Source organism: Psychrobacter immobilis, assembly GCF_904846225.1.
Classification (GTDB): domain Bacteria; phylum Pseudomonadota; class Gammaproteobacteria; order Pseudomonadales; family Moraxellaceae; genus Psychrobacter; species Psychrobacter immobilis_F.
In genome coordinates this window covers 1-15738 of record NZ_CAJGZJ010000032.1, presented here as the reverse complement: position 1 = coordinate 15738, position 15738 = coordinate 1, and the positions used below count along the sequence as shown (strand labels likewise).

The window sequence follows — 15738 nt, the reverse complement described above, 5'->3', positions numbered from 1 at the left end:
CTGAATAGGTCATGGATTCTTCTGCTACTTCGCTTATTTTAAAAGCATTGTATCTTATTTATAAAAGACTGACTATACATCCAATAACTGTAACTAAAAGCTTTTTCATAGTTTCTTCCTAAGCATTAGAAGCATGTTGAGTTCTCAATACTACACATAGTAGCCATTACCCAATTTTTCTACAAGCTTATTTTAACCAACTTTTTCAAACAAATATGGCACTATCATTGGTAGCTTACCAAAGGCTTTGTTTTTTGTATTATGCACAATTATACTACAAAACCTTAAGATTACTTTTTATAGGTATACCCCAAGGGAACCAGTTGTTTAGCCCCTCAAACCTATTAACAGACTACTTAAAACAGACTGTTTGAATAAAAAAGATGGTTAGTAACCTCTTTTTAGCAAAATTCTATATAACTGTGGTCGCTCCCTCTCCCTTTGCTATCATAATCGCTCTCTAGCGCTCGTTTAAGCATCTTGTAGGCTCTAATTATCATAAGTACCTAATAACTTTCTTAGCATGCCTAACAAGCCTATAAGACAGTTTAAGTAGCTGCTTAGCAAAACACTTCAACAAACTGAACCATTCCTAGCATGTGATGATTTCTGATCCTAAATTTATCAAAAAAATAAGCTTAGCAAATCTCTTAAATTGTCTTAAATTTTGCGTTTGGTAGCGGATTATTTAGATGCATATTCTTAGGTTTTGGTGTTTTTGGTGTTTTTAATGTTTTTAAAAGCTTTTAAGAGCTTTTACGTCCGCTGTAACCCTTGCCAGTCATAGCTATTAACCTCCATACCCTTACGTTTAGCGACCCATACCCTTACGTTTAGCGACCTTATAATTACAATGTATTTGAAGTTGTAATTTAATGATATTATAGTATTTATATCGACCGTCAACGAGCAAGTAAATAATGAGCAAGTTAGTGACCAAACATAATAAATTAATCAGCGCCAGTTACTCGCTTGGCGTACCTGAGCAGCGCATTATCTTCTTGGCCATTGTTGTAGCAAGGGAACAAGAGAAGTTGATTGATGCTAGAGGATTGCTACAAATCCATGCAAGCAGCTACCAAGAACAATTTAAGGTAGAAAAGCATTCAGCTTATAAAGCATTGAAAAGCGCGGCCAAAGGCTTATTTGACGCTCATTTTGAATATGATGATATTCACGAACCGACAGGTAAAGATGCCAATAATTTTATCAGATGGGTACAAAAGATAAGGTATATTAATGCGGCTGGAATGATTGAGTTACAGTTTACAGATGACGTTATACCATTGATAACGAGACTAACCGAGCAGTACACAGAATACGATCTAAAGCAGGTTAGTGAGTTGCAAAGCGAATATGCAATCAGGTTGTATGAGTTGATGATGCAATGGCAGTCTGTTGGTAAAACCAACCAGATAACGATTGATAACTTGTGAACCGCCCCGACTATATCGGAGAGTGTTTTACTTGAGTCAGGCAGCAATACCTGACAGGATTAAATTATCATAATACCGCTTTTCAAACTCAAAAGGTGACACATAACCAATCGTGCTATGCAGTCGTGTTTTATTATGCCACTACATACAAAGTCATTTGTCATAAAATTTTTTATAAAAACAAAGATTAGTCCCTTATACAGATGTTCAACTACTAGCATAGCTCAGATATCTAAATTAGTTGCCCTCTATCCCTCCTCAACCTTCTTAAGTTAATTAAAGGAAGTCAATGTATTTAGGTTATAAGTTAGATATCTGAACGTAATTCTCTAGTAATTAACCCGTATTGCGCAGACCCGCTGCCAAAGCATTGATACTACGTATTAATGGATCTTCAACAGCAAGATCATCGTCATTATCTGTAGCGTCTTTTTGTCTGGCACGTTTCAACAACTCGATTTGGATATAATTAATCGGATCTAAATAAGCATTTCGCCATTGTAGTGACGCGGCAAGGCTTTGCTGATGCGCCAATAACGATGTCTGGTTAAGCAAAGAGTTCAAACCTGAGAAGGTTAGATGATGCTCATCGATTACCGCTTGCATAATCTTTTCACGTAATCCCTCATCTTCACATAACTGACTATAAGCCTGAGCAATGCTCATCTCAGACTTAGTAAAAGCCATTTCAATATTGCTAATAAATACGTTAAAAAATGGCCAGCAACTGTTCATCTCCCTCATTAAAGCTTCGTCTTCTTTAACGCTATGAAGAGCACTACCTACGCCATACCAAGCTGGTAGGGTAAAGCGTGCTAAAGACCAACCAAATACCCAAGGAATCGCCCGCAAGGTTGTCTTACTTGGCAGCCCTTTATTACGGTGCGCTGGGCGCGAGCCAATATTTAATAAAGAGATTTCCTGCACTGGCGTCACTTGTGAATAGAACTGATAAAACCCTTCGGTATGGTCCGTCAGCGTACGATAACTTTGTTCACCCGCATCGGCTAGACGCGCAAAGAGTGCTTCATAATTTGGTAGTTCAGGCGGTTGCACCACAAATCTTGTTGAGCACGCTTTAAGCGTACCAGTGATGCCCATGGTGAGCTCAAATACAGCGGTATCGGTGTTGGCATATTTGGCATAAAGCACTTCGCCCTGCTCAGTGACTTTAATTTCTCCATGCAGTGTCCCTGCTGGCTGAGCGGCAATTGCATTATGCGTTGAGCCACCGCCACGACTGACAGAGCCACCGCGCCCATGAAACAGGCGTGTTTTGATACCATATTCAGCAGCGATAAGGTTAATGGTTTGCTGCGCGCTATAAAGCTGCCACGCAGACGTAATGATGCCGCCATCTTTTGATGAGTCTGAATAACCTAGCATGATTTCTTGAGTATTATCTGAGTGCGCAAGCAACCCTCTATACAGCGGGTTATCTAAAACTGCAGGTAAGATCTTATCGATATTTTTAAGATCTTCGATGGTTTCAAACAAGGGTGCGACGGGTAAGTCAGCAGACAACTGCCCCTTATCATCAATCTTACATAAGCCTGCAAAGCGCATGAGTAGTAAGACTTCTAATAATTGACTGGCATTGTTGGTCATCGAAATCACATAACTGCCGAAAGTATCTTGCCCGACCAGTTTACGTAATGTCGCCACAGAGTTCATCAAGGCTAATTGTTCACGGGTTTTATCCGTTAAATTATCGGTATAGATGAGCGGTGTACCAGGCTTTGCAAGTAAACGCGTCAACCACTCTTGGCGTTCTATTTCAGTGAGGGCATGATAGTCTGGTAAATTTGAGGCACTGGCAAAAATATCAGCAATCACTTCACTATGATAAGACGACTCTTGACGGATATCGAGCGCTGCTAGATGAAAGCCGCAGGTTTTGACCAGACGAATCGTATCGAGTAATAAGCCTTCGCCATGAGCCTTGTCATGAGTATTGACACTTTTTCGAATGATGCGTAAATCTTCTAACAACTCTTGCGGGTTGGCGTAAGCATCGTGTGCGGCGTCGAGGTCTGTACCTTTGCTTTGAATGTGGCGATTGGTCGCTTTTATTTTGGCAAGAATAATCGACAACAATCTGCGGTACGGCTCATTGTTGTAATCGTCAGGATTATAATAAAATACTTTTTGATCGAGAGTGGCGTACGCTTTTATACGAGCATAAACGTCTGGCGCAATCTTGATAATCGTATCGCTGTGAATGAGTTCACGACGCAGTTTTTTTAGCAGTACTTGATAATGACGTAGCACGGTATCGGCATGCATCAATACCGCCATTTCTGTGGTGTCATGAGTGACAAAGGGATTACCATCTCTATCGCCACCGATCCAAGAGCCAAAGCTCATGAAAGCAGGTAATGGGTAGTCTGTTAGCTCTGGATAGATGTCGACAATGGCGTCTTTAATATTGCGATAAACCTTGGGAATGGCATTGAATAAACTGGCATTAAAATAATGCAGGCCATTATTTATCTCGTCATAGACTAATGGCTTACGCGTACGCACTTCATCCGATGACCATAATAGATCAATCGTTTGCGCCGTTTTTTCTTTTGCTTGTTCGTAGGCAAAGCTGTCTTCTGCAAGATTGTTTAAGGCGTCGCTATGAGTAAATAGACTCTGCAATAGATTCATGGTCGTACGGCGGCGCGCTTCAGTAGGATGGGCGGTAAAGACAGGTATGAATTTTAGCTGTTCAATGAGCTCTTGCATTTGGGCAGGTTCAATATTGCGTTCGCGACATTCAAGCAAGGTGCGGCGAAACGAGCCTTCCCAGCTTTGATCGGATTGCATACGCAAGGCATGACGCTGCTCGCGTAAGTAGTTTTCTTCACTTAAATTTGCTAGGAAAAAGTAGATAGAAAAGCCACGTATGACGTTTTTTAATGTTTGATTATCTAACGAGGCGATGAAGTCGATGAGTTGTTGTTTGTTCGCTTCGTTAGGCTCACGGCGTTGTTGAATAAAACCTTTACGCAGGGTTTCAATCGTATTAAGTGTTTCTTCGCCCGTCTGGCGAGAAATCGCATCTCCTAGAAATGAGCCTAATAAGCTGATGCGTTCACGTAATACGTCATTATTTATAGTCATCCTTAACCTTCTCGTTAAATTAGTGGGTGAAATAGTCGTGTGGTCTTAAGCATAATTCTTTTATGGTAAGCCACTTAACCTGTTTATGGGGCTCTTGAAGCTCTCGGTGATCATCATTCAAGACAATGAGCTCATTTCATGTATTTACAAACTCTGCAGACTCGGTTTAATTACTCAGTTTTACCAAACAGTCAGAATTAATATCAGCAATCGTTTTGGCACCAATTAAAGTCATCGCGACGCGCATTTCTTTATCTAGCAGTTCTAGTAAATTGCTTACCCCTGCACCTCCATCTGCTGCTAAAGCATAGATAAAGGCGCGCCCTAGCATGCAAATATCAGCCCCCAAAGCCAACATGCGCACAATATCTAAGCCATTACGTATACCAGAGTCGGCTAAGATTTTAATCTCTCCCTTAACCGCATCAGCAATAGGAGGCAGCGCCCGTGCACTGGATAAAACACCGTCCAATTGTCGTCCACCATGATTGGATACGACTATTCCATCTGCCCCAAAACGCACCGCATCTTTAGCATCTTCTGGATCCAAAATACCTTTGATGACCATAGGCCCATCCCAGTATTCTCGAATCCAATCTAAATCTTTCCAAGAAATAGAGGGGTCAAAGTTATTACCTAGCCAGCCTATATAGTCTTCCAATCCTGTTGTCTTGCCTAAATAAGTAGAGATATTACCCAGATCGTGCGGACGGCCATTCAGTCCTACATCCCATGCCCATTGCGGATGCATCACAGACTGGAAGTAACGGCGCATAGCGGCATTTTTACCGCTCATACCAGAGTGCATATCTCGGTAGCGTGCCCCTGGTACCGGCATATCCACCGTGAAAACCAAGGTCGAACACCCCGCCGCTTTGGCACGCTCCAAGGCATTTTTCATAAAACCTCGGTCCTTTAATACGTAAAGCTGAAACCACATTGGACGGTTAATTTTAGGCACTACTTCCTCAATCGGACAAACCGAAACTGTCGACATGGTAAACGGAATGCCTTTTTGATCGGCTGCCATAGCGGCCTGCACTTCTCCGCGGCGGGCATACATACCTGTCAGACCTACGGGTGACAACGCGACAGGCATAGACAGAGTTTCATTAAATAACTGCGTCTCGAGACTAAGCTGTGACATATCATTCAGTACACGTTGTCTAAGGGCAATTTTTGATAAATCTTCAACATTATGTTTTAAGGTATATTCCTCATAAGCACCGCCATCTATATAATGAAATAGAAATGGTGGCAGTCGGCGCTTGGCAGCAGCCCTGTAGTCGTTTGGAGATGAAATAATCATACGCTTGCCCTTATTCTGTTAGATATCTATGTAATATTTTTGAATCTCTAATTATTTATTGATTAGTGCTAAACGATGGATGCAATTGGCTTGTTTTTGAAGCAGCAAGCTTAGCCCAAACTGCCTATTACAAACAGCACGAGCAGTTACGTTTGGTTTTTGACATTTTACCGATGCCGGGATTAAAGCTATTGGTTGGGTCTAGACTTTTATAGAAATTCTGCAAATCAGGCTCTGCTTCGTATAGATGACCGACATTATGCTCAGCAGGATATTTGGCTCCGCGTGCGCTCAATAGCTCTAACATCATCTTTTTAACAAGCTTGGCATCACTGCCCTTCTTTAATATATAGTCTTGATGAAACACATAACAAAAGAAATGTCCGTAATACAGCTTCTTTTCTAAGTGTTTTTCAATGTCTTCAGGCAAGCTTTCAAGCCACTCTAGCTCGTTACGTGGTATGGCAATATCCAGCGCTAATATCTCACCGACCTCTTTTTCATGTATAACTTCATAGCGTAATGCGGCACCGGCTGCGGCAAAACGATTTAAAAGCGCGCTTTCTGATTCTTCCTGACTACATTCAAAATAGTTACCCGTGTCCGACGCATCAAAAAACGTCTTCAGAAAATCTTGAGCCTCTGCTATACCTTCATCACTCATTTTTATGATGAGGTGATGCTCGTATTGATTACGGTACTCCATCATGCGCTTGGGCAAATGCTTTGGAAATAGAGTAGCGATAAACTGCATGACTTTGTCAGTGAAATGCTTTGGCATCCATGACCACTTATGAAATTTTGCATCCATAGCGCCTTTGATAGAGAACAGTCTAGGTAAAGCATTTGTACCGAGATGCTTGATACTCAAGAACGTGTCTTTACCGTATTTAGCGGAGACATCAAATATATCACGATGCATATACTCGCCCACTTCAGGGATATTGTCGAAGCGGGATAGTATCTGTCTTCTGAGCTGTGCAAGCTCACTCACACTGTTGGTGCCTATGTAGAAAGTTTGCTCTTTTGCCGCTATTGGATAAGTGTCAAGACGTACTGCAAATACGGCAAGCTTGCCAGCACAGCCGCTTGCTTCATACAGTCTGCGCTTGTCCGCATTAAAGCGACTGGGCGTGCTTGCATCAACATCTTTTACTCGGGCGATGTACTCTCTGTCAGATGCGAGCTTACCAGTGTCAGGTAATTCTCTTCTATCAAAATGACCGTTTTGCAAATTCGTTAATATTTCTTCAGGAGTATCACCCAACTTGACGTCTAGATGATTGACTAGCACCAGTTGACCGTGTTCATTTATTTGGGCAAACAATGCAAGCTCGGTGTAAGCAGGCCCTCTTTTAACCAGAGCTCCACCAGAGTTATTAGATATACCACCAATAATAGACGCACCTAACGTCGAGGAACCGATGACAGAGTGAGGCGCTCTATTGACAGCATTAAGCTGACTTTGCAACTGATGCAATGTCGCCCCAGACAAGCTAATCACTTGCTCGCCATCATTCACCAAATACAACTGGTTTATGGCAAGCGTATTAATCACCACAACGGGTCTATCGTAGTCATTACCGCTTGGTGTTGAGCCTTCAGTCAGGCCTGTTTTTGCCGCTTGCATAATGATAATACAGTCGCCTTCAACGCACACTTCTAGGCTACGCCAAATGTCCAGCAATGTTTGCGGAAACAAAACCGCTAAGGCACTGCCGCCACCAGAGCGCCACCCCATTCTATAGTGCTCATTTTTCTCTGGATCAGCTTGTACATTACTCGCGCCTAGCAAGTTGGTTAGTTTATCTAACACCTGATCAGGACTAAGCATGCCTTGAGAAGCTTGATTTGACGAAGATATATGACGCTCCTTATCTTGTAATGGTGTGTCACTCATGATGCCAAGGGACCTTGAAAACCAAAAATATAAATGGCGGCCATGACGATGATGCCACAGAACAACACATAGTATATGGTGGGTAAAATAGTACGCCTAAGTGTGGCGCCCTCCATACCAAGTAAACCCACCGTTGCTGATGCAGCCACCACGTTATGTATGGCAACCATATTACCGGCTGCGGCACCAACCGCTTGCGCTGCGATGATTAGAGAAGGTGAAATATGTAAGCTCATGGCGGCTTCATATTGGAATTGACTGAACATCATATTAGATACGGTATTAGAGCCTGCGATAAATGCACCTAAAGCACCAATGGTTGCACTAATCAATGGAAAAACATTGCCAAAAGTACCTGAAAACAACTCTGCACTGGCGACTGGCATACTCGCCACATCTGATAAGTTTATGCCTGAATTAATAAAAATTCTAACCATTGGAATCGTAAAGATAAGTACAAAACCTGCCCCTAACACAGTCTTACCTGATTCTTTAAAGGCACTGTTTAGTGCGCTGACGGGCTTTCTAGTTTGAAAAGCGGCGGCAACCAAAGCACTAATTAGTAACAAGCCGCCCGGTAAGTATAAAGGACTAAAACTGGCACTGATATCTGTCTCACCTAAAATCGAGGTTAGGTCTACTGCTACACTGTTAAGTAAAGACTGAAAGCCTGTAAATACTCTTGAAAACACCAGTAAAAGGGCAACCAATAAATAAGGGAACCACGCCATAAGGGTGGACATCTTCTTATCACTCAAGGTTAGCGTAATATCTTCTTTACTGACCACTAACTTACCAAGCCATTCACTCGGCCAGTTTTTTTGCGGTTCAAAATCCCATGTGGTTTTTGGTACCAAAAACCCTCTTTTAGCAGCATTAACAACGACAGTAATACTGACCAAGCCACCGACCAGTGACGGAAACTCTGGCCCTAAAAAAACACCGGTTATCATATAAGGGATTGTAAATGCCAAGCCTGCAAAAATTGCAAACGGCCAAATCGCAAAGCCTTCCCGCCAGCTTTTGTTTTTACCAAAGAAGCGAGTGAGCATCATCACCATAAAAAGTGGCATAAACGTACCAATGACACCGTGAATAATGGCGACTTGACTGGTAATCAGTTGTAAAAATTCGCCCCACTGTACTCCTTGTTGTGCCAGTTGAGCACTAATGGCAGCTTTATCTAACCCATCATTTACCCCTATCACAATAGGCGTACCGACCGCACCAAATGATACAGGTGTACTTTGTATCATCATTCCCATCAACACCGCACCCAGCGCCGGAAATCCTACTGCCACCAGCAAAGGCGCTGCAATAGCGGCAGCTGTACCAAAACCAGAGGCGCCCTCAAGAAAGCAACCAAAGCACCATGCAATAATAATGGCTTGCACACGCCTATCTGGCGATACATTAGTAAACCCAGCACGGATAACGGCGATTGCACCAGTATGTTTTAATGTATTCAACAAAAAAATAGCACCAAAGACTATCCACAATACCGAAACCGTAATGACCAAACCCTGAATAATAGATGATGACACTCGGTTAAGCGTCATATCCCATATAAAAATGGCAAGCGCAGCGGTAACCACTAAAATGATAGGCATTGTTTTTTTAGCTGACCATTGCAAACCTATCAGAAAAATACCACAGAGAACGATTGGCAGTAATGCCAAAAGCCCATATATTGTTTGATTCAAAATTACATCCTTTTGATTGTGTGATCTTCCTTGAACTAAGTCATCGAAGCCTTTATTTTGACGAATCTATGATGACTAAGTTGTATTAAATATTCACAAATAGGGACTGCTTATTTACTAAAGCTGTCTTGTAGACAAAGCCGAGCACGACTTGCGACAGTTTATGTCCCAATGTTAAAAATGCCCTGAAATAGTCTACGCCTTGTTAATTCATTGATATATTGCATCAATGGACAATGTTATTTTCCTTTTTTGCTATAATTAGAAACACATTACTAAAATTGGAGAACAAGTGTGACCAAAGCTGACGACATGATTTTATTCGTTCAAGTTGTCGAAGAAGGGTCATTCTCTAGAGTCGCTGAAAAATTATCATTGACGAACTCGGTAGTGAGCAAGCGCATTGCGAGATTAGAAGAGAACTTAAATATACAACTGCTTTATAGAACCACTAGAAAGTTGAGCTTAACCGATGCAGGCAGGGCGCTTTATAACAAAGCTAAAATTGCTAAATCCGCCTTTCAAGAAGCTGAAAATGCTGTCACGGGTTACGGCGAAGATATGAAAGGTCATATACGTATAACCATGCCTGTGGTCTCTGCGAATTTCATATTTAGCGAATCTATTGCCGAATTCTGTAAACAACACCCTGAAGTATCAGTAGAGTTACAAATTACCAATCGATTGGTTGACTTGATAGAGGAAGGATTTGATTTGGCACTAAGGACCGCTGTGCTTGAAGATTCTTCACTCATTGCAAGGCGCCTTATAGATAGCCAGTGGATTATATGCGCGACTCCAGCCTATTTAGAGCAACATGGTGCGCCTCAAACTCCTGAACAGTTACAAAATCATGAGTGCTTGGTTTATAAGTTTGATAATACGGCTAACAGTACATGGCCGCTATATATAGACGGCAAAGAGCAATTAATATCTGTCCCTGGTCGGTTTCATAGCAATCATCTGAGTGCAATTAAACAAGCCGCGCTTAGCGATTTAGGTATCGCTTTTTTACCACAAGTGTTGATCTATGAGGAGATACAGAAAAATACACTCACGCAGATTTTACAATGTTTTACCAGCAAGAAGCTGGGGCTATATGCGGTTTATCCTAAGGCCAGACAACCGGATCAAAAGTTAAAACTGCTCGTTGCACATTTACGAGACTCATTACATCAAAAACAGGCTTACTACTACTAAGTAATAAGCCTGTTTTTGATGTATGTAAAAAGAGTAATGGAATCTTAGATTAACATACCAAGTGCAACGCTAATTAATATTATAGAACGCCTGCATAGGCGTTTTAAACCCTAAGCGTTTTCTTGGTCTGTTATTTAGTTTGTTCTCAATGTCCTGCATCTCATTATCAGAGACTTGTCTAAAGTCACAACCCTTAGGCAAGTACTCTCTGATCAAGCCATTTGTATTCTCGTTGGTTCCTCGCTGCCATGACGCATAAGCATCGGCAAAGAAGAAAAGGCTAAAGAGCTTTTTTTCACCTTCTTATGCTGAGCAAACTCTTTACCATTGTCAGAGGTAATGGTCTTAACCTGTAACCTCACTGGCTTTAAGAGTTCTATCATTGCCTCTGATACTTGCTGTGCCGTTTTATGACCCACACGCTTCATCTTCAGTAGCCCTGTTTTACGTTCAACGAGCGTTACAATCGCTTGCTTATGATGCTGACCGATAACGGTATCCGCTTCCCAGTCACCAATACGTGAGCGTTCTTCAACAATACAAGGGCGTTCATGAATCGAGACTCTGTCATTGATACGACCACGAGTCTCAGCGGTTAGACGTTTACGGTATGGTTTGGCTTTACGTCTGAGACACTGCCACAATGTGCCGCCCTGTCTCTTGTCCTTCCATATATAGCGATAGATGCTCATGTGGCTAATACCACCATGAAACCCGGCTATTTGTTCAGGACGCAAGTTCTCTTTAAGCTTGTCTGTCACCCATGCCCAGATGTCAGCCACAATAGTTGTGGCGTTGTTAGCCCGTCTGTCACAAGCTTCGTTATGAGCATAATTCACTCGGTAACCGCGTAGGCTCTTATTACGCCTAAGCTCTCTTGATATAGTGCTGGGACTTCTGTTTAACTCTCGAGCTATGAAATTAATACTATGTTTTGCCCCTATAAGGGCATAAATCTGGTATCGTTCCCATAGGCTTAGATGTGTATAGTTCATGGTTGCAATCTCACTTTGGTCGGTGGATAAAAACTTTGATGCTAGCGCATCTAGGTCTTTTTTTCACCTGCTCTTTGAAATTGCACTTCATGTGTTAATCTAAGTGCCACCTTTTGAATTTGAAAAGCGGTATTATGATAATTTGATTCGGTCAGGCATTGCTGCCTGACTCAAGTAAAACGCTCTCCGATATAGTCGAGCGGTTCAATTTAGACACAGTTAAAAGAATGACTTATCAAAGGTTTCTTTTAAGCTCTTAGGCTCGCGGCGTTTAACGTCATTCAGTTTATGACGAGTCTGCGACGCTATTTGATATGCTTTTAGACGCGACTGTTGCAAATTACCAATCGGACGGTTTTCCTCTAAGCAGCGAAATGGCGTAAAAGACAGGTTTTCCATAATGTCAAAATGACCGTCATCAGGCACATCTTGGCAAGGAATCGTCAACGTTGCTACCGTCACAAATGGCGCATCAGACTCTTTCCATTCGGTGGTTATCTCTTCAATCGGCTGCTTTTTTAGATGACGACAAAGCTGAATTTGGACATCAAACTGATAATCATGCTCGCGTATCTCATCGATAATCAGCGGGCGAATCGCTTCCTCGCGTGCATTCACATCAAGCTCACGACGGGTAATTTTCTTAGCCGCTGCTTTGGTTGGCGTGACTCTTATCTTCGCCATATAGTCGCCATGACGCACCACGCCTTGTGAATGAAAATCATAAAGTAAGGTGTTTTTTGGCTCAATCGTTGTAAATCCACCAACTGCTTTAAAGGTTTTAAAAGACTCTCTAGTCGGTAACCTTGAGCCATAGTTGGTTAACCAATTAAAAGCGAATTGCGCTTTACCTCTTGCACCTTTTTCAGCGTATTTTGGCAACTCTAAAAACAGCTTAGAGATATAAGCATAATCTTCGATTCGATTACAGAAAAAGACCGGATGATTAATCAAATTAAAATCAAAGTTAGTACTATCTTCTTCCTCTGGCGCTAATTTTTCACCTGCTACATCAAAGACCTTAATCGCTAAACCTTGCGCTAAGCCAAGCTTACGATCAGGCGATACACGTGAGGCACCATTAGAAAAACGGATAACGGCATCATGAATGCCTGATTTGGCATAAAAACCTTGCGCGTATTCAGCAGGCAGATTGTCTAATATCTCAAACTTGGCTTTAAGGGCGCAGTAGCCTTTGGCATGGGCATCGCGCGTGTGATAATCAATGTCACTGGCCTTATCACTTCGAGAGATATAGCTTTTAATATCGTCGGTAATGGTGCGGATATTACGTTCGTCTTCTGCGCTCAGTTGAATATATTTTGCATCATAAGGCACATATTTAGGTTTAAATAATCTTTTTAACATTTTTTTTAATCCTTTTTTATAAGTAGCTGTTCTTGTAAAGAAAACGTAATTTTTAAACTTCTAAGACAATTCACTAATCCATTCTAATGCCGATAAGCTTGGGATAAATAAATACTCACCGCCGTACAAGGTATTGAAGGTTTCGATACCGTGATAGCGCTGACGAATAGGGTCAGCAGGTACGGTAAAGGTATCGGCAGCTGCGTCTTTATCGCCATGATGGACACCAAGCATCGGATCTTTTTCTTCTCCTAAGCTCATAAAATTACCATCATTGATCCACTGAGATTGTAAAAACTCAACGGTCTCCATAGCATGGGCGTTGATACCAATAAAGAATAACCCGCGCTCTTTGCCATCATCCTCAGTTACATCGGGCGACAATGCCTCACCAAAACCAACGCTGCGTCTAACAATACGATGCAAACGCACATCAGATAAAATAAAGTCTTTGCTGTCTCTTGGATTCATACGCCTAGCATGCGCACCAAATGGACATTTTTTACCATAAGGGTCATCTTTATAACCGAAATCATTATTACGGCTTGGATCATCACCAAGCGTTTGGTCATCATGCTCAGGAGACAAGACTAAAGGCGCACCTGAACGCCAACGTCCCCACATTTTTGCGCCCAGTAACTCCGCTTCTTCGTCACTCTGCGTATTTTCTTTTAGAAATTTATTAAAGGCGGCCACATGACTGTTATAAGCCCTCAGTACCATAAACGAGCCGTTTTTGCCCAAGATTTCTGGCTGCGGCATTGGTGCTATCGTGCCCGCCTCTCCTTCATAACCTAATACAAACTCCCCTGCTGCAACGGCATCATCAGTATTACTGGACGGTGTCTGAATACCGCTGCCTTTAATCTCTGGGTTGCTGATGCCATCACGATAACCGAAGACGTTTTTAACGTTATTGTCTGAACCGAAAGCATGCTCCATGAGAATTTCAATATCGCCTTTTGCTGGATTATTCTCATCGATATATGACTTGATATTGTCTTGCAGCTCCTTCAGCTTTATTTGCCACTTTTCTTTGCTATCAGCAATAATCGCCGCGCAAACATGGATATCGCCCTGTTCACCAAAAGGAGCAACCCAATTTCCTGGTGCATTGACGCCAGCATCACGTAATTTATCAGCGCGTCCTGCCATACCTGCTTTAAAGGATTCTGGAAAACTATCTAATGACGACTGTGGCACGCCTAGCGCCTCCAAGCCCTGGTAAGTCATGACAGTAGATAGCGTCGCCTGCATGTCTTTATGCCACGCCTTACTGCAAGTCACGTCTGGCAAAACGGTTTTGAGTAGTTGCCGCCCGACTTGCGCATTGTTAATCTTTAGGGCGACGACCGTGCCGAAATAAGGCGTCGGTCGATCGCGTAAAATAATAGATTGAATATCCTCTAATTGCATAGTGACTTTGTTTGGATTAAAGACGCCGCGTGCTTTATGGGCTAGTGTCTCGATACCATCGCCGACTTCTTTTTTAATATCTGCTAACCAAGATTCAAAATTGCTGTCTTCGATACGATTGCCGAACTCGTCTTTCAATTCGTGTAATTTGGTGGTTAAAGGATGATTGTCTTTTGAGGTACTATCATTCTTATTATTATTTCCAGTATTTTTACTCATTATTAAACCTATTTTTATCATTGTATGAGTTTACTTTGCCATTCTTTTATATCGTCCAGCCCATTTAAAAATGGTGATATAAAAGAATGGCATAAATTAGTAATATCTTACCGCTTCACTACCCGCATTAAGACTGTGCTTCATCCAGCGCTTTATTAATGCCTTTGACGATGCGGTCTTGGCGGCGAATATCTTGTATTGTAAGATGCGGGATACCCACATACCAACCGGCGGCAGTGATTTGATGATCTAGAATGAACTGTTTGACACTGGGGTCTTTAATGCCAGGCCAACCTTCAACGCTGCCAAATAAGATATCCATTAGCTCAGGGATTTTGGTCGCAAAGTCGTCGATATAAGGGTCCCAATCGCCATCATAAGCGGTACAAAATAGCACTCTAGTATCGTCATCTAAAAATACAAAGCGCAAATCGTGCAACGTCCCAACCCGCGTGGCACCTTTTAGATTGCCGCCAGCGATTTTTAAAATCTCCTTTAAACGCTCTGCACCGCCTTCTTTTAGAGGTGCGATAACCGTTAACTCTGAAACCTTACCTGATTTAAGTCCTTTCTCACCGGCAGTGGTCGTTGAATGATCGTAGCCATCATCCCCGCCTTCTTTTATATTGGCCATCAGAAGATTGGCACGCAGCTTAAAAGCATCGATAGACTCAGTGAGTCTGTCTTTTAGATCTTCAGAGTTATCGATAACAGGTTTTTTATTTTTTTTAGCATTATTGTTTTTAGAATCAGTACTCATAATGTTCGACCTTATAATTATGTTGTTATTATTTGGAAATGCTTTATAGAAAGATATCTTCTAAAAAGATACCTTGTACAAAATATATTTATAAAAATAAGTTGTCGATTCGCTATCAACTTATTGGTTCTTACCATAACAGACATGATAAAAATCTCGAAGCGGAGCAAGTTATTCACACAAAATTAAACAGATAGCAAACGTCACTCTCATTTAAATTTTGAACAAAATTTTAAATTTATAGTGACCCCTGCCGTCAAATCCGTATAGTTAAACTTGGGAGATTTTAGTTATGCAGCTTGACGATAATAATCAAACCAC

At 41.8% G+C, this 15738-nt stretch carries 10 protein-coding genes and 1 pseudogene; 2 read left to right on the top strand and 9 right to left on the bottom strand.

Going from position 1 to position 15738, the window contains the following annotated elements:
* Window positions 1–920: 920 nt before the first annotated feature.
* Entirely contained in the window at window positions 921–1436 is a 516-nt protein-coding gene (locus JMX48_RS13320) for a RepB family plasmid replication initiator protein (protein ID WP_201538594.1), read from the top strand.
* Window positions 1437–1772: 336 nt separating this feature from the next.
* On the opposite strand, the gene ppc is transcribed toward JMX48_RS13320, so the two are convergent.
* From ppc to JMX48_RS13300, 4 genes are all read right to left on the bottom strand, one after another.
* Entirely contained in the window at window positions 1773–4547 is a 2775-nt protein-coding gene (gene ppc, locus JMX48_RS13315; protein ID WP_201538592.1) for a phosphoenolpyruvate carboxylase, read from the bottom strand.
* 166 nt (window positions 4548–4713) lie between these two features.
* Window positions 4714–5856, bottom strand: coding sequence for an FMN-dependent L-lactate dehydrogenase LldD (gene lldD, locus JMX48_RS13310; protein WP_201538590.1), 1143 nt, complete (start codon window positions 5854–5856; stop codon window positions 4714–4716).
* A 127-nt stretch (window positions 5857–5983) separates the two neighbouring features.
* Window positions 5984–7690, bottom strand: a complete 1707-nt coding sequence (gene dld, locus JMX48_RS13305) for a D-lactate dehydrogenase (protein ID WP_198329965.1) — start codon at window positions 7688–7690, stop codon at window positions 5984–5986.
* 62 nt (window positions 7691–7752) lie between these two features.
* The gene (locus JMX48_RS13300; protein WP_193007398.1) at window positions 7753–9459 is read right to left on the bottom strand and encodes an L-lactate permease; all 1707 of its coding nucleotides are present in this window, start codon (window positions 9457–9459) and stop codon (window positions 7753–7755) included.
* A 294-nt stretch (window positions 9460–9753) separates the two neighbouring features.
* On the opposite strand from JMX48_RS13300, the gene JMX48_RS13295 reads away from it, so the two are divergent.
* Window positions 9754–10659, top strand: coding sequence for a LysR family transcriptional regulator (locus JMX48_RS13295; RefSeq protein ID WP_201501268.1), 906 nt, complete (start codon window positions 9754–9756; stop codon window positions 10657–10659).
* Window positions 10660–10728: 69 nt separating this feature from the next.
* Here JMX48_RS13295 and JMX48_RS14265 read toward each other — a convergent pair.
* From JMX48_RS14265 to JMX48_RS13270, 5 genes and pseudogenes are all read right to left on the bottom strand, one after another.
* Window positions 10729–10884, bottom strand: a pseudogene (locus tag JMX48_RS14265) (IS30 family transposase); the annotation flags it as partial.
* Window positions 10872–11654, bottom strand: a complete 783-nt coding sequence (locus JMX48_RS13285; RefSeq protein WP_201538588.1) for an IS30 family transposase — start codon at window positions 11652–11654, stop codon at window positions 10872–10874. The gene JMX48_RS13285 and the pseudogene JMX48_RS14265, both read right to left, overlap by 13 nt.
* Before the next feature lie 219 nt (window positions 11655–11873).
* The gene (locus JMX48_RS13280) at window positions 11874–13022 is read right to left on the bottom strand and encodes a catalase family protein (protein ID WP_201538586.1); all 1149 of its coding nucleotides are present in this window, start codon (window positions 13020–13022) and stop codon (window positions 11874–11876) included.
* A 60-nt stretch (window positions 13023–13082) separates the two neighbouring features.
* The gene (locus JMX48_RS13275) at window positions 13083–14657 is read right to left on the bottom strand and encodes a Dyp-type peroxidase (protein ID WP_201538584.1); all 1575 of its coding nucleotides are present in this window, start codon (window positions 14655–14657) and stop codon (window positions 13083–13085) included.
* A 127-nt stretch (window positions 14658–14784) separates the two neighbouring features.
* A complete protein-coding gene (locus JMX48_RS13270) occupies window positions 14785–15417 on the bottom strand; it encodes a hypothetical protein (RefSeq protein ID WP_265088795.1) in 633 nt (210 codons plus the stop codon).
* Window positions 15418–15738 lie beyond the last annotated feature (321 nt).